Consider the following 23553-nt stretch of genomic DNA (forward strand, 5'->3'; position numbering starts at 1 on the left):
TATGTATCGATCGGTATTTATATTGCGGAGGCAAGCTGTGCGTTGTCAATGAATTCTGTATCGATTAGTATAAATGGCGGAGGATGTGATGATGAGAACAGGCAGACCAAGACAATTTGACCGGGATGAAGCGGTGATCAAAGCGATGCACCTTTTCTGGGAAAACGGCTATGAATCAACCTCGCTGGCGCAGCTCAAAGCCTCGATAGGCAAAGGCATCACCGCGCCAAGCTTTTATGCCGCGTTTGGATCGAAAGAGGCACTCTTTGCTGAAGCCGTGAACTGTTATTTGCAAACCCATGCTCAGGTCACGGAAGCTTTGTGGGATACCCGCGTGCCCGCTCGGCAGGCGCTGGAAACCGCGCTGCTCAACTCCGCCAGAATGCAGTACGATCCTGCGCATCCGCGTGGATGCATGGTTGCGCTAAGCGTGATGTCTTCCTGTTCTGAGGAAAATCGCCACGTGCTTAAACCGCTTGAAGCATCGCGCATGCGCACCCGTGAAGGGATAAAGCATTGCGTTGAAAGAGGGATCGGCAGCGGTGAGTTGCGGGATGAGGAGGAGACGCTTTCGCTGGCGGTCAGCTTCAACAGTTTTATGCTGGGGATCTCAACGCTAGCGCGCGATGACGTTCCTCTCCACGAAGTTGAGCGCGGAATCGCACAGATGATGAGATTGTGGGATGCCTCGCGGGCACTCCCACAATCTTAAGTGCGTTAGGGTTTGCGCTGCAGCGTAATGCGGGTCAACTCTGAGGGGCGGCCCAAACGCACCGCCATGCCAGGCCACAGCGCGGTGCCGTTGTTGACGTAGAGTTGCATGCCGTCGACCTGATACAAACCCGACACGAAACCCGCGTTGGGTTTGGCAAACAGGCGATCGAAGCCAACAATCAGGCCGCCGTGCGTGTGGCCGGACAGCTGCAAATCGATGTTTTTCAGTGCGTTTTGCCGGGCGTTGCGCGGCTGGTGGTCGAGCAAGATCACCGGAGCGTCTTCCGGCGCACCGGCCAGCGCCAGTTCCAAATTGGGGCCAACTGCGCCACGTCGTGCTGCTGACGTATCCGGCATGCCGGCGATCACCAGCTCGGCGTTATCGCGCTTAATCACCGTATGGCGATTGAGTAACGGCTCCAGACCTAGCGACGCCAGATGTGCGGTCCAGCGCTCCTGCTCAAAGAAATATTCGTGATTGCCGGTGATGGCGAAAACGCCATCGCGCGCGTGTAATCCGCGCAGCGGTTCGACGTCCGCACGACGGTTCTGCAGCGTGCCGTCAATCACATCGCCGGTGACCAGAATCAAGTCAACGTCCAGCGTCATGGCTTTTTGCACCAGCGCGCGCGTCCATTTCTCATTAAAAAGTTTGGTGATGTGCATGTCCGTTAACTGCAACAGTTGATAGCCTTCGAATTCGCGCGGAAGGTTGTCGATCTCAATGGTCACATCTTTGATGGGCGGAACGCGGATAGCCTGATAAACGCCAACCGTGGCAAGAATCAAGGCAAACGCCGCCGCCACATAACGCACCGCGGGCACGATTTCGAACGGATGGCGGAACAACAGTGAAACCAGCGCCACTATATCAATCACAAACTGCGTCAGCGCGAGGAATAAAACGGCGCTGAAACCCCAGTTGAACAGGATGACGATGGCGCGCGGCATTTCCGGCGAAAACATGCTGCCAGAGGTAAAACGGCTCACCAGCAGATATTGCGAAGCCAGCAACACCAGCAGAGAAAGGATGATTTTTAACAGCAAGGGCATGGCTAACGGGAACAAAAATCGGGCGATCACATACCAGCTGGGTATGCTGAAAATCAGATGGAACATCATTCACTTCCCTGGTCTAAGAGCGCTGATTTAGCGCAAGAAATCTATACGCAGTGTAGACGTAACTGATTACTATCATGGCTTCGCACGTACTTTTTTAGGCGCAATACACCACGGAGGATGCATGCAACGCCAGCAGCTGTTCGACTACATCATTCAGCACTATCAGGTAGAACCCGATTATCCGTGGAAAAAGCACAGTGAATATGCGGTGCTGCGTCATCCGCGGCACCGCAAATGGTTTGCGCTGGTGTTCCCGCTGGAGAGTCACAAACTCGGTTTACCGGATAGGCCGGTAATTGATGTGATGAACATCAAAGCGCGGCCTGAACTGATTGGATCATTGCGCCAGTTGCCCGGCGTTTATCCGGCTTACCACATGAACAAAGAGCATTGGCTGAGCATCACGCTGGAGAACGGCTTGCCGGATAGCGAGATTCTGGCGCTGCTGGATGACAGCTTCAGTCTGACGTTTTAGCGCGCGAGCGGCGCGCAGGCATCATGCGCATTAACGTATTGTCTTTAAACAGATAATGGTGCGCCAGCGCGGCAACGGCGTGGATGCCGATCAGCCAGTAACCGTAAGGCGCGAGGGTTTCATGCCAGTCCGCAATCATGTCGGCGAAATCCGGATCCGGATTGCCACTCACCGGCATCGGAATGCCAAAAATCCACCAGGTGCGGCCCATATAAAAGCGCGACAAAATGCCCAGCGTGGGTAAGACAATGAAAAACACATAGATCGCCAGATGCATCAGATGCGCCAGGCCGGTTTGCCAGTGCGGCGGCCTAGGCAAAATCGCCGGGCTGCGATGGCGAAAACGCAGCAGGATGCGTGACAGCATAATCACCAGCACACAACTTCCTGCGCTGAAGTGACCAATAATCATGGCAAAGCCTTGCCACGAACCGCGCGTCGCCAGTCCACGAAATTCCATGGTGCAATACGCAGTGACGACCAACAGGAAGGTCAACCAGTGAAGAAAAATCTGCGATGGGGCGTATTTATTGCTCATTTTTAATCCGTAAAAAGGCCTGGCGGGACGGTTACTTTAATGGAAAATGCGCTGAATGAATTCATTATTTGACACATCAGCAACAGCGTTTTTACCTTTCCGCTTCTGTTGCCGCCAACAATTGACTCAGCAAGGTTTTCAGCTGCGCTTGCTGCGCTGCATCCAGCGTTTTCAGCAGGCTATTTTGCGTTTGCGTGTGTACCAGCAGGGCTTGCTCGATCTTCGCTAATCCTTCTTCAGTTAGCGCTACCAGCATGCTGCGCTTATCGTCGGGATCGGCAACGCGCACAATCGACCCCACTTCTTCCAGCCGATTGAGGCGATTGGTCATCGCGCCCGATGTCACCAGCAATGATTTATACAGCTGGGTCGGCGATAAGCGATAGGGCGCACCCGCGCGCCGCAGCGTCGCCAGCACATCAAATTCGCCATCGCGAAATCCAAACGGTGCCAGCGCTTCAGCGCGCGTTTTCGCCAGATGTTTCATGATACGCAGCATGCGACCAAATACCGCCATCGACGATGCATCCAGCTCCGGCATCGCGCTGGCCCACTGTTCAACTACAAAATCGACGTGATCGGTCAAAATGATTTCTCCAGATGCTGTTGTTGCCTGTTTGCACAATCCGTAGTGGCGCGATTCATCGCGCAATAAATTGCGCCGCTACGGATTGTGCGGTGATTAATATTCGTCATCTCATCCCATTTGTTGCTTTGTGCGCATGGGCTGTTGCTGCTGCGAAAAGTATCTTAACGTTAAGATACTTTTAATGAGCATGGAGATGCAAAGTGAATCGTATTTTACCTGCGGTTGGGATGTTTGCCTTACTGGTTTTTGTTATCGCACTGAATTTGCGGCCGATTATGGCGGCGATGGGTCCGCTGTTTCCATTACTGCAGCGTGATGCACAGCTCAGCGCCACGCAGCTTAGCCTGCTGACCACGTTGCCGGTCATCATGATGGGATTGGCGGCGCTGGCCGGGCCGCTGCTGTTGCGCCGGCTTGGCGAAGTGCGCGGTATCGTTGCCGGATTGCTGTTGCTGGCGCTGGCGAGCGTCGCGCGTGGGTTCGACCAATCTGCCACAGCGTTGATTACCAGCGCGCTGGTGGCGGGTTGCGGTATCGGATTGATTCAGGCCTTAATGCCAGCGCAGATCAAACGTCACTTTGGTGCAAAAGCAGGCACGCTGATGGCGCTGTTCACCACCGGGATTATGGCGGGCGCAGCGATTGCTGCCGCCAGCGCCGCACCATTGGCGAAATCGCAAGGTTTAGCGTTAACGCTGGCAATTCCTGTTGTCCCCGCAATCATCGCGCTGTTGCTGTGGTTGACGTTTTCACGCGGCGTAACGCCAATGCAAAGCAGCCAGGCTCCACGCACTGCACGCTCACCGCGTGCCTGGTTGTTGATGATCTTCTTTGGCATTGGCACCGGCGCGTACACGTTGGTGCTGGCGTGGCTGCCGCCATTTTACATGCAGCACGGCTGGCAACCTGAACAAAGTGGCTATGTGCTGGGCGCGCTCACGCTGACGGAAGTTGCCGCGGGTTTTGTGCTGTCGGCGTTGATCCATCGCTTCCGCAATCGTCGCCGTCCGTTGCTGGTGGTGTTAACTTTGATTCTGCTGGGCTTGATCAGTCTGCTGTGGCTTGGCGGGGCGCAGGCGTGGCTGCCTACATTGCTGCTCGGATTAGGCATTGGCGCGCTGTTCCCGCTCTCGCTGATCGTCACGCTTGATCATGCGCACACGCCGGAAGAAGCGGGCGCATTGCTGTCCTTCGTGCAGGGCGGCGGTTATTTGCTGGCGGCGTTGATGCCGCTGGTCGCTGGCATCGTGCGTGACCGCGCCGCCTCGCTCGATAGTGCGTGGATAATCATGAGCGTGGGCATTGTGTTGCTGATGGTGATGGCGCTGCGGTTTAAAACGCAGCGATAATCGTGCGGCAATCAATGTGATAAAACGTGGGACAATTTTTTCACGCAGGTTCGTCATTTATGACAGCCTGCAAACCAAGGAGCAACCATGTCGCCACAAGTGGGAATCGGCGTTTTAGTTTTCCGCGATGGAAAACTGTTATTAGGGCAACGCAAAGGCAGCCACGGCGCGGGCGACTGGTCTGCGCCGGGCGGGCATCTGGAGTTTGGCGAATCGCCGGAAGCCTGCGCGCGTCGCGAAGTGCTGGAAGAAACTGGCTTACAGCTTGGTAAACTGCAAAACGGCGCGTTCGTTAGCGATGTGTTTCCCGAGGTCAACAAGCACTACATTACGCTACTGATGGTGGCGCAGGACGCAATCGATGAACCACAACTGATGGAGCCTGAAAAGTGCCACGGCTGGCAATGGTTCGCACCAGAGAATCTGCCGCAACCGCTGTTTGCGCCGCTGCGCACATGGATAGCACGCGATGGATTGGCGGCGTTACAGGCGTTGGCAAAATCCACTTAGAGCACCAGCTTCATCACCGTAACATCTTCATCAGCAATCACGCGCTGCTCTACATCCTGCCAGCCGAAGCGGCGATAGAGCGCTTGTTGATCCGGCGTATACAGCCACAACGCGGTGATCCCACGCTGACGCGCTTCGGTAATTAAGCGCGTCACCAGGCCACTCGCCAACCCTTTTCCACGGTGTGTTGCGGCAGTAATGACTTCGCCGAGCCAAAACTCGCGCTCGGCGATATCGTGCAGTTCGTAATGGATAATGCTGGCGGTCGCCATCAATTCGCCATCGCTTGTGGTGGCCACCAGCGTCAGCGTTTTGGCCTCGGCGGCATTGCGCGCCTGTAATCGCTGCTCAATCACTGCCGCATCGCGCCAGTTGGGGAAATCTGACCATTCTTGATGCAGCATTTGCGTCACCGCATCCAAAAACTGTGGCTGTTGTGCCAGCAGGCTGATGTGCATTCCGATTCCTAAAAGGTGGCAGGCGAGAGTGACAACATAGCGATTAGTGATTGATATTGCCAAGTATACTGCGTTCGATAATAGCGCCGGGCATCATCTGCTGAATACCTTGCTCCAGCATATCGCCCGCATGTTGCAATGCTTCGAGTTGCATCGCCGGTAATCGCTCCAGCACAAACCACATCTGCGTTTGCTCAATACTGAGACGCGTGCGCACACCTTGTCGCCAGTTCCAGCGACGACAGGTTACGCCTGCGTCATCCCGCCACACCACTTCGCCAGGTTCGGGAAATTCATGGCTCAAGACGCCTTCTTTATAGACATCAAAGAGTTCGCTGCCATCGGCGCGCGTCAGCCGCGGGTTGCCCACGTAAGCGGCCACATTCTCACCACCAACCGGAATGGCGAAACGAATGCTCACCGCATTGTAGAGATCCACGATTGGATCGATGGCTGCCATTGATCCGTCGCGCTGCACGCGCTTGCGCAAGGCATCTGCCGAACAGGGCGTACGTTTCGGTTTGGCACCAAAATGTTTGAACATTTCCGTCCATTGCGTCAGATGTGCTTCAGCCCACGGAAAATCATCCTGCAGCATATCGCGACAAGCTTGTACGAGGGCTTCTTTACCAACTTGCGGACGCAACACTGGCGCAGCCTGAACTAAAATGCTGAGCGCGGTAAAGTCAGGCGCTAAGGCAGAAACGGAAGGATCGATTGACGGGCTTAAGGCGAACATAACATAATCATGTAATGACTAATTTATTCCATGATAGTGACCGATGAAAACAAAAGTCAATAAATTGACCGAAGCAGGTTCTGATATCGACTATGTCAGCGCCGCCGTTTCAGCCAGCATCAAAAGTTTCCGCCAACAGCAAAAACTGTCGCTGGATGAGCTCTCGCGCCGCGCGGGCGTCAGTAAAGGCATGTTAGTTGAGATTGAAAAACGCAGCGCGAATCCCAGCATCGCCATTTTGTGCAAAGTGGCGGCAGCGCTAGGAATATCGGTGGCCGATATTGTGAATGTCACCGCCGATCCGCTGGCGCATCTGGTTGCTGAAGAGGACATTCCAATACTTTGGCAAGGGGACAAGGGCGGTACGGCGCGTTTGCTGGCGGGCACGCAAGGCCCGGATATGATCGAGCTATGGCGTTGGGAGATGTTCCCCGGCGAACAGTTCGCCTCGCCGGGCCATCCGCAGCGCACTTACGAACTGCTGCATGTCGAGCAAGGTGAACTTACGTTGACGGTTGATGAACAGCGGTTGCAGGTGCCGCGCGGCAGTTCAGCGGTGGCGAAAACCGCCGCACCGCACAGTTATGCGAACCTCGGCGAACTGCCGCTGGTTTTCACCATGGCAGTCGCCGAAATTCACGGTTAACCCACTTCGTTCGCCAGCGCCACCGCATCTTCGTCAGCTGGAATGCGCATCGGTCGCCGCACGCCACACCGCTTCCGCCACATCCAGCGCCTTGGTGGTGGGTTGTGGCTGCTGCATCGTGCTGAAAACGCCATCTAACAGCGGCTGATACGGCTCAAGCTGCGTGTTCTCCATGCGCGGCGAATCGCGCCTGACCACGCTTGTGCAGTTAGTGATGGATGAGTGCCGCGCACAGCGTCCGGCGCGTCATGTGGTACTGGAACGCTTGCTAGAGCTGCTGTTAATCGAAGCGCTGCGATCAATGCCGATCTGCAATGCGTGTCCGGGCGTGATGAGCGGTTAGCTGACGAACGGCTGGCGGCGGCAATCCGCGCCATCCATGCAAACCCTGCGCACAGCTGGACGGTGGCCGAACTGGCGAAAACCGCCGCGCTGTCACGTTCCTCTTTCTTTGTGCGTTTCCGCGAAGCGGTTGGCGTGGCGCCGATGGTCTACCTGCTGACGTGGCGCGTGGCGCTGGCGAAAAATCTGCTGCGCGGTAAAAGCATGGCGGTAGCCGAAGTGGCAGAGCGCGTTGGCTATCGCTCCGCCAGCGCCTTCAGCGTGGCATTCAGTCGCTATGTCGGCCAGCCGCCTGCGTGGTTCGCCGCCGAAGAGGATGTTTAGCGATACGGCTTCAAATTGCCGGTTAAAAGGGTAATTTTTTTCTTTGGACCGATCAAACCGATCGCCACCAACTCAATCTGATCGCTGTGCGCGTCAGCAATACGATCGCCATACTCTTCGTACGTTTTGCAGGATTGCGCTAGCGGCGCGTAGATGACGCCGGGATAATCAACGCCATCCTGGATTTGCTGATTCGGCCCCACCAAATTTCCTGGTAATTCGCCAAAACTAATGCCGATAATGCTGGCAGCGTTCATTGCCAATCCGGCGGGCAGTTGCTGATCAATCAAGATGGTGCAGCGATGGGTGTTTGCGTCGAAATCCATGTTGAGTATTTCACCTTGAGTGGGAATGCAAAAGTAAGCGATCGCTGGAGTATAAATTCCGCACATTTTGTAGCGGCGCGATTTATCGCGCAGTTGGAGATGCAGAGTATGTTTGTACTGCAGGAATTAAAGGGATTAGCGGCCTGGCCTTTGGCTGAATAAAAGATTCGAATAAATCACAATGAATTCATGAGAGTTTTATTAAATCCTATATAGTTTACTTGATGTTTCAATATCATCATCTTTACGACTATTAGATCCGGGTAATTATAAAATCACCCTGGCTTAATTCCTAAATCCTTTCTCCCACCTCACAAATCCTTAACTCAAACTGGACGCTTGCCAGCTAAAGCGTAGATACTCATTTCACCCGATTTCAAACATTAAAAAGCTGAAACAAAATAATTCGATTACTTAAACAAACCTAAAGCGCAACGGTAATAATCCGTGCGCGTATTGTCTTTTCTCTGTTGAGGAAAACATTGTGTTTAAATTAAATCCGGTGTTACTAAGCCTTGTGGCTGCGCAAGGCGTGATGTTCCCTGTGTTGCCGACAACGGCAGCGATATTAAAGCCTTATACGCCTGAAATTAATGACAATAAGGTTGGTGCTTACTGTTTATGTAATGGCAGCACGCAAACGCTGAGCGGATTGCCGCAGTTCGCGCCGGGTGAAAACGGTACGGGCAGCGTAACGATTGGTGAGTTGCGCAATATTGGGCGAATTATCAATGACAACGTGATTGGCGCGGCGCGGCTGCAAATCGGTGCGCAGAATTACGCTATTGGCATCCCCAATTACGAAGAAAATACCTACACCACCTATCAGGTATTTAATACTGCAGAACTGGTTGATTTACCTGCTGTAGGTCTGGATACCGTCGTGCCAGATTATTTTGATGTAAACGACAAACAATATATCAACGCGCGTGTCGCTTCCGTCAGTAATGGCACGCTGAATATCGATATTGGCAAGCATAACGCGGCGGCGACGTCCTCCAGTAATAGCTGGTCGATGGCGGCTAAGCAAAGCCAGTTATTTACCGCCAGCAAAAAAGGCAATTTGAACTGGAATTCCAATAACCGTATCGCCTTCACCGCCGGCACCACGCCGTACGGTGGCGATCGCCTGGCTTACGATGTCGGCAACGTGGTGGAATACGCGGGTGTATTCACCGTCAATACACTGGATGGCGGCACTAACACGTTCAACGTCACTAATCTCAATGAACTGCGCAATTACAACGACTGGCTGATCGATCAGCTCTCCAACGCCAACCTCAGCACCGAAAGTTACAACACAGAATTCAATAAGGCCTACGCGCTGCGCGAAGGACGCGTGGTGTATCGCATGAGCACCAACAACTTCGATGATGAAGTGGCGCTACCGATATTCGATCAGGTGGTGCTTAGCGCCGATGGTCCGAAGGCAACAGTGAAAATCAATCGCGGCAAAACGCTGGAAGTGGTGAACAGCAACAGCGCGGTGATGCGTGCCAGCAACGGGGCGAAGGCGATAGTCGATGGCAAACTCGCCAGCACCGGTTCTGGCCTCGAGTTGCTTAGCGGCGCGCGCGGCTTCAACAACGGCGTCATCAACGCCGGTTTTCTTAATAACGCCAATGGCAAAGGCGTCGATAGCAGCACGGTTGGCGCGGGCGGTAGCGCGGTTGACGTCAGTTATGAAAGTCGGTTTATCAATCGTGGCGTGATCAACCTGCAACCTGGCGCGGGCTTCAGTACCGGCATCAATGCCTACAACAGCAAAGTGGTGAACCACGGCAACATCAACGTTGGCGTAAGCGATGTCAGCAGCGGCGGCACGGCGGCGGGCGTATTGCTGAGCAGCGATGGCAAAGGCGGTTTCGTTAACGCCAAAGACGGCACCATCTACATCGGGCGCACGCCGCAAAATCGCAAAAATGATCCCACCGACGATGTCGCCGTCAATCTAAGTGGCGGCGCCAGCGGTATCTATCAATTCCTTGATTCCAAAGCCGTGAATAATGGCCACATCGTGATTGGATCCAAAGTGCAAAACGCGGCAGGGATGAAGGTGGAACTCGCGCCTCACGCGGTCACGCTGAACAATGGCGTCATCGACGTTAACGGCAAGGCGCAAGTTCAACCCGCCGAGAACGTTGGCATGTTGGTGCTCGATTCCGGCAGCCTTGGCAAGGTTGGCAATATCGGCACCATCAATGTCAACGGCTACAACAGCACTGGCCTAAAAGTCATCGCGCGCGATGGCAATGACTCCGTGGCATTTTCCAGCGGCGCGATCAACGTGCCTGGCGATGGCGATCGGTTTGTTAATTCCTTTAACACGGCGGTAGGGGTGAAGGGCGATCCTGGCGGCACAGCTTACGCGAAACTGACCGGACCGATCCGGCTCGGCGGAAACTCGAATATTGGTATTCGTGCAGAAGGGCTTGCTGTGGTTGATGTCAGCGCTAATGCGGTGCCGCTATCCGTGCCTGATCCCAACGTGTATACCGCACGGCATATCAGTTTTTACACCCTTGGCCCCAACGCCAAAATCAACTTGCCCGCCAACGGCAGCTACAGCACCACCGTGCCGTACGGCAATATTTTCCGCGTTGCAGATGGGGCAGATTTTGACGGCACCGGCCGCACGCTTTCCATGACCAACTCCTTCGCCACGGGCGTGTACGGCAGCGGTGAGTTCACCGACGTCAACACCAATGGCGCGACATTCAACGTTGCCGGCAATTACGCGCGTGCTATTGAGATCAGTGATGGCGCGCACGCCACCATTGATGCGGCGACCCGCATCAGGCTGCTCAGCAACGGCGCGACCGGCGCGGTGGCGGATGGCAATAAATTCACCCTGACAGGCGACCCGATCAATCCGCAAACCCAGTTCAATCCCGATACGCTGCTGGTCAACCATGCGGCGCTCAGCGGCGTTGCTGATAATCAACAGGCGCTGGTTGTCATGAATCACGCCCAGTTGATCAATACCGGCGACATTACCTTAGGCGGTCAGAGCACCAACGGTATTTATGCGCAGAATGGTGCCTTTGCCTTCAACCGTGGCGATGTCACCGTGACGCGCAGCAGCACCGGTCTGTATGCGTATGGCAATCCCGAATACACCGATGGCGTAACGCCGACTGAAGTTATCAATATCGGCTTGCTCAATGTGTATAACGTGGATGCCGAGAGTTTCTCACCCAGCAGAGGATTGATCTCCTATCATGAGCTGGCGCGCTTCTATCAAAACGGCACCATCAATTTGTTTGGCTCAAACGCGCTGGCGGGCGCGGTGTTTGCCGGTGGACTACTTGATTTAGGTGATGGCAATCGCGTGGTGTTCCACGACAGGAACCAATACGGTTTTCGCGCAGCGGATCCCGGCACGCGTTTGATCAGCCACGGCGGCAGCGTTGATGTCAGCACTGAAAACTCAAGGCTATACGAGATTGTCAACGGCGCGTGGCTGTATGCCGAAACGCCAGGCAATGTAACGCTCAGCGGGGAAAACAGCACTGGCATGGAGGTGAGCGGATACGACGCGATGGTTTCCCGCACCGACAATTACACCGTGACCGGCAAAAATGCCACCGTGATGCGCGTCAGCGGCAGCGCCGAGGGCGTGATCACCAGCGGCATTGCCCTGAATGGCGAAAACGGCACCGCGGCGGTGGTCGGCGGCGATGAGTCGGAAATCTACGCCGCCTCGCGAATCACCGGTAACGGCAGCAATAGCACCGCTTTTGATGTGAGCGGTGGCGCACGGTTGTTTAATCAGTATCAAGGCGTCGTCGATCTCACCGGACCAAACAGCACAGGCGCGCGCGTGCATGACGGCGGTAACTTCATTAACCGTGGCAGCATGCGTATCGCGTCGGGCATCGGTGTGGACGTCAGCAGCGGCTACGGTCAATACGTACCGGTGGACAGTTCCCTGCGCGTTGATGAGGGCACCGCAGCGTTACGCGTTGGCAACGGCGGCTGGCTGAAAATCTACGGCGACGGGCAGGGCGCGAGCAATATTTATGCGATGGGCAAAGCCGATGGCTTGTTGCTGGATCATGGCGCGCAGGGCTTTGAAGCCAACGACATCATCCTCGGCGCTTATGGCAGCGGCAGCGTAATCAACAACCGCGCGGAAACCAGCAATATCTCGCTGGATAACGTGATGCTCGATGTGAGCGGCGGCAACGGCGTGCGTTCGGCGACCTCGTTCGATCCCAATGGTCGCGCGTTGATTAACGTCAGCGGCGGCGCTACCGGTTATCGCTTCGAAAACGCCGATGGCTCAACCACCAGCAACGATCTTGTGATCGGCAAGGATTACGCCATTCTGGTTTCCGGCCAAGGTACCGGCGTTCGCGCTAACACCAGCGGCAAAGTGATTTCGCAGGGCTCAATTGGCATTCGCGATTTCAACGGCGGTTCGGCGATCGTCACCAGCACCGCCAGCCAGGTGATCAATCAGGGTTCGATTGCCTCACTCAGCCGCGTCTCTCCGCTGATCGATCTGCGCGGTGGCGATACGGTATTTATCAACCAGGGCACCATCTCCGCGCCGTTCCCGGATCAGGTCGTCGTAGCCGGAGGCGCAGGCAATGATGTGATCGCGCTGCTCGATGGTGCGGTGGTCGGCGATGTGAATACCGGCAGCGGCAACGATGAACTGGTGGTGACTGGCGGCACGCTGAACGGCAGCCTGACGATGGGCAATGGTGCGGCGAATCAGGCAACGGTGCAGAGAGTCAGCCTGGCCGATACCCGTCACATCACCACCGAAAACGGCGCTGGCAGCACGCTCAATCTCAGCGAACTGACGGCGCGCGGCGGCTCGTTTACCCGCGATGATGTCAGCAAAGGCACCAACCTCGGCGCGGGCTGGAGCACGCTCAACTTCTTCGCCACCCAGTGGACGCTAACCGACAACATCAAGCTAGCGCACAGCACCATCAATATCGACGCCGGCAGTACGCTGTTTGCCGGTGATAACGTCAATCCGCTGCTGCAAGGCGCGACCGATGATTCGCTGGTGGTAAATAACGCCGGTACGCTGGATCTCACTAACGGCGGCAACGCGGCGGCGAATGTTTTAACCATTGATGGCCAACTGGCATCGGCGGGCGGCAGCCTGAAACTCAACTCCTCCGCCACGCAGAGCGACAACCTGCGCGTAAACGGCAATGTGTCGGGCACCACCTTGATCGACGATACGCTGATCGGCGGCCCGCAGCTGGATAGCAATCGCGATGGCGTGATTGCCGCCAGCGAAGGTGTGTCGCTGGCGCAGGTAACCGGCAGCGCCAGCGCAACCAGTTTTGCGCTCAAGAGCGGCTATGTGGCGTCCGGGCCGTGGCAATATGGTTTGGCCAGCTTCGCGCCGGGCAGTTCAGCATCCGGTGCGTGGGATTATCGACTCGCTAACACCTTTGTCTGTGAAGACGGTTCGCTGTGCCAGCCACAAGCGGGCAGCAATCAGCGTGCCGTGCGGCTGGCTGTTACGCCGCAGGTGCCGTCCTACATCTCCGCGCCGGTGGGTTTGGCGTATTACTCGCTGGCGGTGACCGACGATCTGCATAAACGTCTCGGCGAACTGCGTCAGCAGCAAACCGCGTCCGATGCCGTGGGCGGCGAGATGTTTATCCGCTATCTCGGCTCCAACCTGAAATATCAAAGCAATCGCGGTTTGGCCGATTATGGCTACGACTTCGACCTGGATTACAGCGCGGTACAGCTGGGCGGCAACGTACTGCGCGCCGACGGCCCACAAGACAGCTTGCGCGGCGGCGTGGCCTACACGCGTGGTAACACGCGCATTCGTCCTCACGCATACGACGGTTACAGCTCCACCAGTTTCGACAGCGACAGCATTTCTCTGTACGGCACCTGGCTGCGCGACAGCGGATTCTACCTCGATGGCTCGCTGAGTTGGGGTTGGTATCGCGGTGAAACCGACATCGCCCGGCAGAAAGAGGTGGCAACACCGAAAGGCAAAGGCTGGACGGCGTCGGTGGAATCGGGCTATCCGTTCACCTTCGCCAACGGCGTGCGCCTCGAACCGCAGGCGCAAATCACCTGGCTGCAGATGAAGATGGACAGCTTCACCGATCAGGATCGCACGCGCGTGTCGTACAACGATTACGATCAAACCATCGGCCGACTCGGCGCACGCCTCGATCGCACCTGGCTGGATACCAGCCAGAACGCCTACACGCCGTACGTTCGCGCCAATTACTACAAAGGCTGGGGCGGCACCGCGAAAACCAAAATCGGTGCGGCGGATACTGAAGGCAGTCAAATCTTCGAAAGTGGCAAGTTTGGTCAGATGTGGGACGTTGGTTTAGGCGGCAGCGCCACGCTGAATAACGACGTTGCGCTGTATGCCGAAGCCGATTACCGCAAAGAGATCGACGGCAACGGCGCCAAAGGCTGGCGCTATAACGCGGGCGTGAGGTGGTCGTTTTAAAATTCAGCCTGTCCATCGCGCATGCTGAACTCTTCAGCATGCGCGATACGCCTTATGCTGGTGTGCGTCAAGATAAGTTGTTTTCAATCCCTCAAGGATGAGGGGTTAGAGGCGACTTAATGCCTGGGGACCAAAATCATTAGCCGTGCACTTGCTGCGTGCGCCGATCTCTTACCGTGACATACAAAAACGCCAGCACGAACAGCGCCGCGTAGATCACCACAATGGTTGGGCCCGGCGCGCTGTCGAGGAAGAACGAGGCGTACACGCCGCTGAAACCTGTCACCACCGCAATGCCAATCGCCAGCAACATCACCTGCACGAAACGACGTGCCAGCAGTAAAGCGATAGCGCCAGGCGCGATCAGCATGGAAATTGACAAAATCACGCCCACCGATTTCAGCGCAGCGACGATGGTTAACGAGATTAAACACAACAAGCCGTAATGCATCAGTTTGCCGTTGATGCCGCAGGCGCGCGCCTGATTGGGATCGAACGCGTGCAGCAGTAAATCTCGCCATTTGATGCCAATCAACAGGCTAACAATCAGCGCGATAGCCGATGTCTGGATAATATCCGCCAGGCTGATGCCCAACATATCGCCGAACAAGATGTGGTCGAGATGCACTTCGGGCTGCAATTTCAGATACAGCACCAAACCGGCGCCAAACATGCCGGAGAAGACGATGCCCATTACCGTATCGGGTTTGATGCGGCTGTTCTCACTGATGTAGCCGGTAGCGACGGCGCACACCATGCCTGCGACAAACGCGCCGATGGCGTACGGCAAACCAATCAGCCAGGCGATCACCACGCCAGGAAATACCGCGTGGCTCATCGCATCACCGAGCAATGACCAACCTTTCAGCACCAGAAACGCCGACAGCATCGCGCACGGCAGCGACAGTACCAAGGTGGTGATCAGCGCCATGTTCATAAATTCGAACTGGAACGGACTCAACAATAATTCAGCCATTTACGCCGTCCTCCATGGTCTGACGCGCACGGCGTCGCGAAGCCAGCACGCCATGTTTTGGCGCGAAGACAAAGGCCACTAAAAAGACCAGCGTTTGCGCGACCACAATCACGCCGCCGGTCGCGCCATCGAGGAAGTAGCTGCTCCATGCGCCGAGGAAACTGGTGACGCTGCCGATGGTCACGGCGATCAGCAACAGGCGCGGAAAACGATCGGTCAACAGATAGGCGGTGGCGCCGGGCGTCACCACCAGACAAATCACCATAAAGGCACCGACGGTTTGCAGCGCGGCGACGGTGGACGCCGAGAGCAGGGCAAAGAACAGGATCTTCAGTCGCAGCGTATTCAAACCGAGCGAGCGCGCGTGGCTCTCGTCGAAGAAGGTCACCATCAGGTCTTTCCACTTCAGCAGCAGAATGGTCAGGGTGATAAAGCCAATCGCACCGAGCTGCCAGATATCGGCGGGCGCGACCGACAAAATATTGCCCAGCACGATGGTTTGAATATTCACCGACGTGGGATTGAGTGAAACCAGAAACAGGCCGATGCCGAAAAACGACGAGAAGATCAGGCCGATAATGGCATCTTCTTTTAAGCGTGTGCGCTGATTGAGAAACAGCATGCTGCCCGCCGCCAGCCCGCCGGAGAGAAACGCGCCGAGGGAAAAGGGCAGTCCGAGCATGTACGCGCCCGCCACGCCGGGCACAATTGAGTGCGACAGCGCATCACCGATCAGTGACCAGCCTTTCAGCATCAGGAAGCAGGAGAGAAAGGCGCAAATCGCGCCGACCAGCGCTGCGATCCACATCGCATTCAGCATGTATTGATAGCCAAACGGTTCAATAATCCACGACATGGTTCGCTCCCCGGTCAGGATTTTTGTCTTTCATCAGCTGCATTAACACCGCGTTACGCTCATGCAGCGCGCCATCAAAGGTCTGCGCCAGATTATCGGCGGTGAAGGTGTCATGCAGCAGGCCGCTCGCCAGCACGGTATTTTTTACCAGCACGCAGCGATCGCAGAAATCAGGGATGGCGTTGAGATCGTGAGTGGAAACCAGCATGGTGCGGCCTTCGTCGCGCAGCTCTTTTAGCAGGGCGATGATCGCGGCTTCGGTTTTGACGTCCACGCCGGTAAACGGCTCATCCAGCAGGATAATCTGACCACTTTGTGCCAGCGCGCGTGCCAGAAAAACGCGTTTTTTCTGCCCCCCCGACAGCTCGCCAATCTGACGGTGGCGATAAGCGCTCATGCCCACGCGCTCCAGCGCTTGATCAACGCTGAGTTTATCGGCGGCACGCGGAATACGCAGCATGCCCATATAGCCGTAACGGCCCATCATCACCACATCTTCCACCAGCACCGGGAAGCTCCAGTCCACTTCCTCGGACTGCGGAACATAGGAAACGATGTTGTGTTTGAGGGCCTTATTGGCCGGTAAACCCGCTAGCGTTACCGCGCCCGAGGAGAGCGGCACAAATCCCATGATCGCTTTGAACAGTGTGGATTTGCCGGAGCCGTTAACGCCAATCAACGCGGTAATGCTGCCTGCGGGCACGCTGAAAGAGGCTTTACGCAGCGCCGTGTGGCCGTTGCGGTAGGTAACACCCACATTCTCGACGATTAATCCTGCGGCTGGGTTCATTTCTGACTTCCTTCTGTGATGCCTTTCACCACGGTTTCGGTGGTGACGCGCAGCAGATCCAGATAGGTCGGCACCGGGCCATCGCTGTTGCTCAGCGAATCGACGTACAACACGCCACCGTAATGAATGCCGGCTTCACGCGCCACTTGCTGAGCGGGTTTGGCAGAGATGGTGCTTTCACTAAAGATGGCAGGAATTTGATGATCGCGCACCGCATCGATCACCTTACGCACCTGCTGCGGGGTGCCTTGCTGATCGGCGTTAATCGGCCATAAATAGAGCTCTTTCAGACCGAAATCGCGCGCCAGATAAGAGAAGGCACCTTCACTGGTCACCAGCCAGCGTTTATCGGCGGGAAGCTTGTCGACAGCGGCACGCATCGGCGCGATGGTTTGCTGAATCTGCGCTTTGTAACGCTCAGCGTTGGCCTGATAAATTGCGGCATTGGCGGGATCGTATTTCTGCAGCGCGTTGCGGATGTTATCGACGTAGATCAGCGCGTTATCCGGCGACATCCATGCATGCGGATTGGGTTTACCGTTGTACGGACCTTCAGTAATGCCCATCGGCTCAATGCCTTGCGTTACGGTGACCTGCGGTACATCGTTAAGACGCTGGTAAAACCGGCTGAACCACAGTTCCAGATTAAAGCCGTTTACCAAAATCAGATTGGCACCCTGCGCGCGACGAATATCGCCTGGCGTGGGTTGGTATTCGTGGATTTCTGCGCCGGTTTTGGTAATCGACGTCACATCCGCCGCATCGCCCGCGACGTTTTTCGCCATATCGGCGATCACCGTAAAGGTGGTGACCACTTTGAGTTTTTCAGCCGCTGACGCGGTAAATGCGCTGAGTGACAACAGGACGGCAATCGCAGGCAAAAGGCGTTGAGTGAACATGATCATCTCCAGAGTAATATAGCCAATGCTATAATATATAGCTGATGCTATCTATATGAGTCATTTTTGTTCACAACGCCAGTGTAAAGACAAAAATTTACGAAAGGGGCAAGTGTCATAAAGACGGAATTAAACGGCATTTCCCCTAAAACATTAAATATGGTTACATCAATAAAAAGCGGACAGGATTTAAGACGATGCGCATCAAAATCAATGCAGTAGCAGACAGTGAACGCTTTCCCGAATCCGTTGATGTGATTGTGATTGGCGGCGGCATCATTGGCACGTCAGTGAGTTACGAACTGGCAAAGCAGGGCGTTTCCGTGGCGCTGTTTGAGAAGGGCGTGATCGGCGGCGAGCAATCCGGCCGCAACTGGGGCTGGGTTCGCCAGCAAAACCGCGACCTGTACGAACTGCCGATGGCGATGCGCAGTTTGCAGCGCTGGGACGAGTTGAGCAGTGAAATTGGCCTCGATCTCGGCTTCTCGCGGCAGGGCATTACTTACGGCACGCAGAGTGAAAGCGATCTGGCGCGCTGGGAAGCGTGGGGCAAGCAGGCGCAGCAACTGGGTTTCGTCAGCCATTTGATGACCGCACAAGAGACGCGCGAGCGCATCGGCAACAATGCGCCATGGATTGGCGGCGTGTGGTCGCCCAGCGATGGACGCGCAGAGCCGTCGCTGGCAGCGCCGGCGATGGCGACTGGCGCGAAAAATCTCGGCGCATCAATCCAGCAAAACTGCGCGGTGCGCGGTCTCGATGTAACTGGCGGACGCGTCACCGGCGTCTGGACCGAGCGCGGTCTGGTGAAAGCCAACCGCGTGATTTGCTGCGGTGGCGCGTGGAGTTCGCGCTTCTGCAAGCAATATGGCATTGAACTGCCGAGCGCCAATATCCTGGGCACAGCGTTCAAAACCACGGCGGCGCCTGAAGTGATCAAAGGCTGTCTCAGCACCGGCGGGTTATGTATTCGCCGTCGTCAGGATGGCAGCTACACCGTGGCGCTCGCCGGACGCGGGCAGATTGATCTCTCGCCGCAAAATATCCGTTACGCCACCAGGTTCTATGCGATGTATCGCAGCAAGATCGCTAAGAAGCTCAAGGTGCGCATCAACGGCTCGTTCTTCAACGGCCCGGAAGCCGCCGGTTCGTGGTCCAATCAAAGCGAGTCGCCGTTTGAAAAGATCCGCACCCTCGATCCGGCAGCGGATAACGGCATTGTGCAGGAAGCGATGCAGGCGCTGGTGCAGCTCTATCCGGAGTTGAACGGCATTAAGGTGGATTACGCGTGGGGCGGCTGGATTGATACCACGCCGGATTTGGTGCCGGTGATTGATGAGATGACGAGCATACCGGGCTTATTTATCGCCTCCGGCTTCAGCGGCCACGGTTTTGGTATTGGGCCAGGCGCAGGATTGCTATGCGCGCAGATGGTCAATAACAAACCGCTGTTCACTGATGTGAAGCCGTACAGCCTGGCGCGGTTCGCCAAAGGTCAGGCGATCCGTGAACCGCAGATGATGTGAGGGTTGGCCGGTGCGCGTTGTTGCACACCGGCCGAACATTACACATCCAACCGATGAATCACGTTCACAAACTCATGTACGCCGCTGTTAATTTCTCGCAGGCTGCGTGACAACACGCTGATTTTATCCTGCTCGGTCACCACAAACTGCTTGACCTCATTAAGCTGCTGCTCCATTTGCGCAATCAGGCTGGCGTTGTGTTCCACCACTTGCGTGATCTGCTTAGTCGCGCTGGAGGTGGACGCCGCCAAACGTCGTACTTCGCCCGCCACCACGCTGAATCCGCGTCCCGCTTCACCGGCGCGCGCAGACTCAATTGCCGCATTCAGCGCCAGGATATTGGTTTGCGAGGCAATCAGGTTGATGGTCTCGACCACTTCACTAATGCTTTTCGCCGAGGCGTTAAGCTCGCCACCGATCGCCGTTGCTGCATTAACCTGCAGCGCCACCAACCCGGAGTTGCGGATGGTTTCGTCCAGCACCTCGTTGGCGTTGTCGGTAATTTGTGACGTTTCTTCAGAGGTCGTCAGCGCGATGTCGGCCACGCGCTTGGCGGCTTCCACGCGCGCGGTGATATCTGAGGCGATTTTGATCACCTTGTACACCTTGCCATCGGCGTCATAAACCGGGTTGTAGCTGGCCTCAAGCCAGATGCGTTCGCCGCTGGCGGTTTTGCGCTCGAAGCGGCCGACAAAGTGCTGGCCTTTAGCCATTTTGCGCCAGAAGTCGGGATTTTCACTATAGAAGTTATCGAAGCAGAACATGCGATGATGCTGTCCCATAACCGCAGCCAGCTCATATCCCATGTGCTTAAGGAAGTTACTGTTGGCTGTGAGGATTTGTCCGTCCGGCGTGAACTCAATCACCGCCATGGAGAGATCCAGCGCGGTGATCACCGCTTCTTTATGCTCCAGCTCCTGATGACGTTCTGTGATATCCGATGCCACCTTGATCACTTTGTAAACCTGGCCTTTGTCATCGCTCACCGGGAAATAGGTGGCGCTGAGATAGAAACGCTGACCTAGCTTATTGAAGCGCTCAAAAATGCCGGTCACCGATTCGCCAGACGCCAGCGTTTGCCAGAAGGCGAGATAGCGCGAGGATTGGCTGTGTTGCGGGCTGCAGAAGAGGCGGTGATGCTTCCCCTGAATCTCATTCAACTGGTAGCCGGTGGTGGCAAGGAAGAGGTGATTGGCGGTGAGAATCTCGCCGTTAGGCGTAAATTCAATCCATGCCACATGCTGTTTGATCGCATTGATATCTTTAGCCACATCGCCACTTTTATAAAACGGCAAAGAAAGACTCGACTTTTTCACACCAAACATGGGAAGCCTCAGGTGATTATTGTGCTGTTGAACGTAATGCGTGCAGTGCAAAATTGGTCACGCTCAACATGCGTCACCTGAGCTGCCCGCAGATTCCCCTTCGCCGTACACTTAAGTGTCTCTGTGCGCCGCAGCGCCGCACGGGGTATGTAATTAACCTACCTGATGTTTTCGAAATGTACCGCTCAGAGCGTATTCGCACTCCGCAATACGAGTTATCGGCGGCCTTATTTAAAGGTTTAATTTAAATGCATGTAAAAGGGCTGTTAATAAACTTAAGTTTATTTGCCGCTGCAAACTGGCATAACGCCTCCTTCCTGACTAAACAGTTAAACGTCCTTGATATTTTCTTAACGCATTCCTGATGCGATGTTGCGGGTTCGCTTGATGCGCGGACCTTACCTTTTGCCGGTCAGACGCTGCATCTCTGGCCCATCACGGAGTTGATGATGAACAACCACAAATCTGCGCTTTCTGCCGTCGCCATTGCCACACTCACTGCGTTATTGACGCCCGCACCTGCGCTGGCGTGGGACAGCCTGACCGTGTTTGGCGATAGCCTGAGTGATAGCGGCAACGTAGGCCGCTTTACCTTCAACGGTGCACAACATCCTTTATATGATGAAATTCTTGCCGCGCATTTGGGGGAGGATTTACAGCGCTCAACGTTAGGCGGCAGCAATTATGCGCAGGGTGGCGCAGTTTCGGTACCCAAGCTCGATCCTGATTTAAACACCCAGGACCAACTGGCGGGTTATCTCGCTTCAACCGGCGGTCGCGCGGATAGCAACGGTTTGTATATTCATTGGGTCGGTGCCAATGACATCGCCGTTGCCGTCACCAATCCCTTAACCGCCAGTGAAACCATCAGCAACAGCGCCAATCAATCGGTTGCGCAAATTAAAACCCTGCTGGATGCCGGCGCGGGCGCGGTGATTGTGCCCACCGTGCCGCAGCTCGGCTCAACGCCCTATATGATTCAAACCGTGCTGCGCGTGCTGGGAAGTGAAGCCACACCAGCGATGGTGGCGGCGTTTCAGTCACTGGATGGCGTGACCACGCCAGATAAAGCCGCGCGACAGCAAGCGGTGCAGGATGCCTTCACGCAAGCGGCAGGCGAAGTTTCGTCGGTTCCAGCGGTGCGTGACGCGCTGGCGCAACAGCTTTATAACGCATGGCAGGAGCTGAGCGAGCAGGTCACGGCGCTCTCCGACGGTTATAACCAGCAGGAAGAAGCGGGGCTGGCGACCTTGAATGGCAATATTGTGCGCGTGGATATCGCCGGGCTGTTCGATGAAGTGATCGCCAATCCAACCCAATATGGCTTAACCAACACCATTGGCATCGCTTGTCCGATTGGCACCTCAGCGGATGAGTGTCAATCCAGCACGCCGGGCTTCTCCACGGCGCAGGATTATCTGTTTGCCGATCGTCTGCACCCGAGCCCAGCGGTGCACGCGATGATTGCCGATTACATCCAGTCGATTCTGGATGCGCCAGCGCAGGTGGCGGCGTTATCACAATCGCCACTGATGATGGCGCGTGATACGCAAAACACGCTGGATGGACATTTGCAGCAGCAGCGTCAACAGCCCGCCAGCGCCGGAAAGTTCACGGTATTTGGCGGCTATGCCGGGCAACATGTCGATTATCAGGGCGACAGCTGGAGCGACGGAAATGCCAACACCACCAACTTAACGCTGGGTATCGGCTATCAGATCACCGACAACTGGCAAACGGGTGTGCTGTTCTCCAACACCAATCAGCGCCAGGAACCTTCGTCGAACTACGACTACAAACTGCGCGGCAATCTGGTGGCGCTTTACAGCCAGCTGACGGTGTTCGATCAGGGCTGGATTAACGCCGATCTGCATTATGCCGATCTCGATTTCGACAGCATCGAGCGTGATATCCACATCGGCCCGGCCAAACGTACCGAGCAGGGTAGCACCAGCGGTAAATTGCTCGGCATGCGCGTGCAGACTGGCTGGACGCTGCCAATTACTGAAAATCTCAGCACCGGGCCGGTTGCCAGTTACGCGCTGGATTACGGTCGCGTCGGCGGCTATAGCGAGAACAGCGACAGCAGTACCGCAATGCGCTACTCCGATCAAACCACCCATTCACAGATTGGCTCAGTGGGTTGGCGCATCGACAGCAAACAGTGGGTGGTTAATCCCTGGGCACAGGTGAGCTACAACCATCAGTTTGGCGATACCGATTCCACGGTGCGTGCCGGGTTGAAATCAACGCGTACTTCGTTTGAACGCAGCGTCGAGGCGCGCGATAAAAACTGGCTGGATCTGTCGCTGGGTGCCAACGTGCCGCTCGGCGAAACGGTGAATGCGTTTGCCGGGGTTTCAACCGTCGGTGGGAATAGCGATTATCATCAGGTGACCTGGAATGTCGGTGTGAGCGCCACGTTCTAAGCATGCAGGCCAGTAACTGTTAGTTGCTGGCCTGTTAATTTATAACGATCACAAATGCTTTCTCTGCTTAGCAATCAACCTTGTAATTCCGCGTAACCTCTCCTGTTTCGTGCCATGTAAATAAAGAAGTTGTCTGCGATTAATCTGTAAATCGCCTCGC

The 23553-nt window shown here is 55.7% G+C and carries 20 protein-coding genes and 1 pseudogene; 9 read left to right on the forward strand and 12 right to left on the reverse strand.

The window, feature by feature from the left end:
• The first annotated feature begins 88 nt into the window (after positions 1-88).
• Positions 89-712 carry a TetR/AcrR family transcriptional regulator gene (locus P6287_RS21140; RefSeq protein ID WP_101761774.1) on the forward strand — a complete coding sequence of 208 codons (624 nt, stop codon included), beginning with the start codon at positions 89-91 and terminating at the stop codon, positions 710-712.
• A 5-nt stretch (positions 713-717) separates the two neighbouring features.
• On the opposite strand, the gene P6287_RS21145 is transcribed toward P6287_RS21140, so the two are convergent.
• Entirely contained in the window at positions 718-1833 is a 1116-nt protein-coding gene (locus P6287_RS21145; RefSeq protein WP_277975341.1) for a metallophosphoesterase, read from the reverse strand.
• Between the two features lie 124 nt (positions 1834-1957).
• Between P6287_RS21145 and P6287_RS21150 the strand changes: the two genes are divergently transcribed.
• Positions 1958-2311, forward strand: a complete 354-nt coding sequence (locus P6287_RS21150) for an MmcQ/YjbR family DNA-binding protein (protein WP_277975314.1) — start codon at positions 1958-1960, stop codon at positions 2309-2311.
• Here the strand turns inward: P6287_RS21150 and cybB are convergent.
• Both cybB and P6287_RS21160 read right to left on the reverse strand, forming a co-directional pair.
• Positions 2295-2849: a cytochrome b561 gene (gene cybB, locus P6287_RS21155; RefSeq protein ID WP_277975315.1), complete on the reverse strand. Its 555-nt coding sequence runs from the start codon at positions 2847-2849 to the stop codon at positions 2295-2297. The genes P6287_RS21150 and cybB overlap by 17 nt on opposite strands.
• A gap of 91 nt (positions 2850-2940) precedes the next feature.
• The gene (locus tag P6287_RS21160) at positions 2941-3435 is read right to left on the reverse strand and encodes a MarR family transcriptional regulator (RefSeq protein ID WP_277975316.1); all 495 of its coding nucleotides are present in this window, start codon (positions 3433-3435) and stop codon (positions 2941-2943) included.
• A 203-nt stretch (positions 3436-3638) separates the two neighbouring features.
• Here P6287_RS21160 and P6287_RS21165 point away from each other — a divergent pair, with 203 nt between their 5' ends.
• Together P6287_RS21165 and P6287_RS21170 are read left to right on the forward strand one after the other, a co-directional pair.
• Positions 3639-4787, forward strand: coding sequence for an MFS transporter (locus tag P6287_RS21165; protein ID WP_277975317.1), 1149 nt, complete (start codon positions 3639-3641; stop codon positions 4785-4787).
• An 87-nt stretch (positions 4788-4874) separates the two neighbouring features.
• Positions 4875-5297, forward strand: a complete 423-nt coding sequence (locus tag P6287_RS21170; RefSeq protein WP_277975318.1) for an NUDIX hydrolase — start codon at positions 4875-4877, stop codon at positions 5295-5297.
• Here P6287_RS21170 and P6287_RS21175 read toward each other — a convergent pair.
• A complete protein-coding gene (locus tag P6287_RS21175; protein ID WP_277975319.1) occupies positions 5294-5755 on the reverse strand; it encodes a GNAT family N-acetyltransferase in 462 nt (153 codons plus the stop codon). The two genes, P6287_RS21170 and P6287_RS21175, sit on opposite strands and share 4 nt — an antisense overlap.
• A gap of 43 nt (positions 5756-5798) precedes the next feature.
• Positions 5799-6494 (reverse strand): B3/4 domain-containing protein, encoded by a 696-nt coding sequence (locus P6287_RS21180; RefSeq protein ID WP_277975320.1) that lies wholly within the window; start codon positions 6492-6494, stop codon positions 5799-5801.
• A gap of 43 nt (positions 6495-6537) precedes the next feature.
• On the opposite strand from P6287_RS21180, the gene P6287_RS21185 reads away from it, so the two are divergent.
• Positions 6538-7140 carry a helix-turn-helix domain-containing protein gene (locus P6287_RS21185; RefSeq protein WP_277975321.1) on the forward strand — a complete coding sequence of 201 codons (603 nt, stop codon included), beginning with the start codon at positions 6538-6540 and terminating at the stop codon, positions 7138-7140.
• Between the two features lie 33 nt (positions 7141-7173).
• Here P6287_RS21185 and P6287_RS21190 read toward each other — a convergent pair whose 3' ends face one another.
• Positions 7174-7314, reverse strand: coding sequence for a hypothetical protein (locus tag P6287_RS21190; RefSeq protein WP_225608253.1), 141 nt, complete (start codon positions 7312-7314; stop codon positions 7174-7176).
• Between P6287_RS21190 and P6287_RS21195 the strand changes: the two are divergent.
• A pseudogene (locus P6287_RS21195) lies at positions 7313-7806 on the forward strand (AraC family transcriptional regulator); the annotation flags it as partial. The gene P6287_RS21190 and the pseudogene P6287_RS21195 overlap by 2 nt on opposite strands.
• Here the strand turns inward: P6287_RS21195 and P6287_RS21200 are convergent.
• Positions 7803-8132 (reverse strand): DUF2000 domain-containing protein, encoded by a 330-nt coding sequence (locus P6287_RS21200; protein ID WP_277975322.1) that lies wholly within the window; start codon positions 8130-8132, stop codon positions 7803-7805. The pseudogene P6287_RS21195 and the gene P6287_RS21200 overlap by 4 nt on opposite strands.
• Positions 8133-8616: 484 nt before the next feature.
• On the opposite strand from P6287_RS21200, the gene P6287_RS21205 reads away from it, so the two are divergent.
• Complete coding sequence (locus P6287_RS21205) at positions 8617-14592, forward strand: autotransporter outer membrane beta-barrel domain-containing protein (RefSeq protein WP_277975323.1); 5976 nt, start codon at positions 8617-8619, stop codon at positions 14590-14592.
• 139 nt (positions 14593-14731) lie between these two features.
• Here the strand turns inward: P6287_RS21205 and P6287_RS21210 are convergent, their stop codons facing one another.
• Genes P6287_RS21210 through P6287_RS21225 form a run of 4 tightly spaced genes read right to left on the reverse strand, consistent with a single transcriptional unit; the run spans position 14732 to position 18113 of the window.
• A complete protein-coding gene (locus P6287_RS21210; protein WP_277975324.1) occupies positions 14732-15568 on the reverse strand; it encodes a metal ABC transporter permease in 837 nt (278 codons plus the stop codon).
• Entirely contained in the window at positions 15561-16424 is an 864-nt protein-coding gene (gene sitC / locus P6287_RS21215; RefSeq protein ID WP_101761431.1) for an iron/manganese ABC transporter permease subunit SitC, read from the reverse strand. The genes P6287_RS21210 and sitC overlap by 8 nt, the downstream gene beginning before the upstream one ends.
• On the reverse strand, positions 16408-17214 hold the full coding sequence (locus P6287_RS21220; protein ID WP_192234966.1) for a manganese/iron ABC transporter ATP-binding protein: 807 nt from the start codon (positions 17212-17214) through the stop codon (positions 16408-16410). Before P6287_RS21220 ends, sitC begins: the two co-directional genes overlap by 17 nt.
• Positions 17211-18113 carry a metal ABC transporter substrate-binding protein gene (locus P6287_RS21225; RefSeq protein ID WP_101761433.1) on the reverse strand — a complete coding sequence of 301 codons (903 nt, stop codon included), beginning with the start codon at positions 18111-18113 and terminating at the stop codon, positions 17211-17213. The genes P6287_RS21220 and P6287_RS21225 overlap by 4 nt, the downstream gene beginning before the upstream one ends.
• 197 nt (positions 18114-18310) lie before the next feature.
• On the opposite strand from P6287_RS21225, the gene P6287_RS21230 reads away from it, so the two are divergent.
• Positions 18311-19639, forward strand: coding sequence for an FAD-binding oxidoreductase (locus P6287_RS21230; protein ID WP_277975325.1), 1329 nt, complete (start codon positions 18311-18313; stop codon positions 19637-19639).
• Between the two features lie 38 nt (positions 19640-19677).
• Here the strand turns inward: P6287_RS21230 and P6287_RS21235 are convergent, their stop codons facing one another.
• Positions 19678-20964: a PAS domain-containing methyl-accepting chemotaxis protein gene (locus tag P6287_RS21235; RefSeq protein WP_277975326.1), complete on the reverse strand. Its 1287-nt coding sequence runs from the start codon at positions 20962-20964 to the stop codon at positions 19678-19680.
• 449 nt (positions 20965-21413) lie between these two features.
• Between P6287_RS21235 and P6287_RS21240 the strand changes: the two genes are divergently transcribed.
• Positions 21414-23393 carry an autotransporter domain-containing protein gene (locus tag P6287_RS21240; protein WP_277975342.1) on the forward strand — a complete coding sequence of 660 codons (1980 nt, stop codon included), beginning with the start codon at positions 21414-21416 and terminating at the stop codon, positions 23391-23393.
• Positions 23394-23553 lie beyond the last annotated feature (160 nt).

It is taken from the genome of Pantoea sp. X85, from assembly GCF_029623675.1.
Taxonomy (GTDB): Bacteria; Pseudomonadota; Gammaproteobacteria; order Enterobacterales; family Enterobacteriaceae; genus Pantoea; species Pantoea leporis.

What these genes read in the sequence shown, in the direction of transcription:
- P6287_RS21210 (WP_277975324.1), bottom strand. Translation starts at nt 15,568, where the DNA reads ATGGCTGAATTATTGTTGAGTCCGTTCCAGTTCGAATTTATGAACATG.
- P6287_RS21200 (WP_277975322.1), bottom strand. Translation starts at nt 8,132, where the DNA reads ATGGATTTCGACGCAAACACCCATCGCTGCACCATCTTGATTGATCAG.
- P6287_RS21190 (WP_225608253.1), bottom strand. Translation starts at nt 7,314, where the DNA reads ATGGAGAACACGCAGCTTGAGCCGTATCAGCCGCTGTTAGATGGCGTT.
- P6287_RS21180 (WP_277975320.1), bottom strand. Translation starts at nt 6,494, where the DNA reads ATGTTCGCCTTAAGCCCGTCAATCGATCCTTCCGTTTCTGCCTTAGCG.
- sitC (WP_101761431.1), bottom strand. Translation starts at nt 16,424, where the DNA reads ATGTCGTGGATTATTGAACCGTTTGGCTATCAATACATGCTGAATGCG.
- P6287_RS21170 (WP_277975318.1), top strand. Translation starts at nt 4,875, where the DNA reads ATGTCGCCACAAGTGGGAATCGGCGTTTTAGTTTTCCGCGATGGAAAA.
- P6287_RS21185 (WP_277975321.1), top strand. Translation starts at nt 6,538, where the DNA reads ATGAAAACAAAAGTCAATAAATTGACCGAAGCAGGTTCTGATATCGAC.
- P6287_RS21225 (WP_101761433.1), bottom strand. Translation starts at nt 18,113, where the DNA reads ATGTTCACTCAACGCCTTTTGCCTGCGATTGCCGTCCTGTTGTCACTC.
- cybB (WP_277975315.1), bottom strand. Translation starts at nt 2,849, where the DNA reads ATGAGCAATAAATACGCCCCATCGCAGATTTTTCTTCACTGGTTGACC.
- P6287_RS21145 (WP_277975341.1), bottom strand. Translation starts at nt 1,833, where the DNA reads ATGTTCCATCTGATTTTCAGCATACCCAGCTGGTATGTGATCGCCCGA.
- P6287_RS21230 (WP_277975325.1), top strand. Translation starts at nt 18,311, where the DNA reads ATGCGCATCAAAATCAATGCAGTAGCAGACAGTGAACGCTTTCCCGAA.
- P6287_RS21140 (WP_101761774.1), top strand. Translation starts at nt 89, where the DNA reads ATGATGAGAACAGGCAGACCAAGACAATTTGACCGGGATGAAGCGGTG.
- P6287_RS21150 (WP_277975314.1), top strand. Translation starts at nt 1,958, where the DNA reads ATGCAACGCCAGCAGCTGTTCGACTACATCATTCAGCACTATCAGGTA.
- P6287_RS21175 (WP_277975319.1), bottom strand. Translation starts at nt 5,755, where the DNA reads ATGCACATCAGCCTGCTGGCACAACAGCCACAGTTTTTGGATGCGGTG.
- P6287_RS21240 (WP_277975342.1), top strand. Translation starts at nt 21,414, where the DNA reads ATGAACAACCACAAATCTGCGCTTTCTGCCGTCGCCATTGCCACACTC.
- P6287_RS21220 (WP_192234966.1), bottom strand. Translation starts at nt 17,214, where the DNA reads ATGAACCCAGCCGCAGGATTAATCGTCGAGAATGTGGGTGTTACCTAC.
- P6287_RS21235 (WP_277975326.1), bottom strand. Translation starts at nt 20,964, where the DNA reads ATGTTTGGTGTGAAAAAGTCGAGTCTTTCTTTGCCGTTTTATAAAAGT.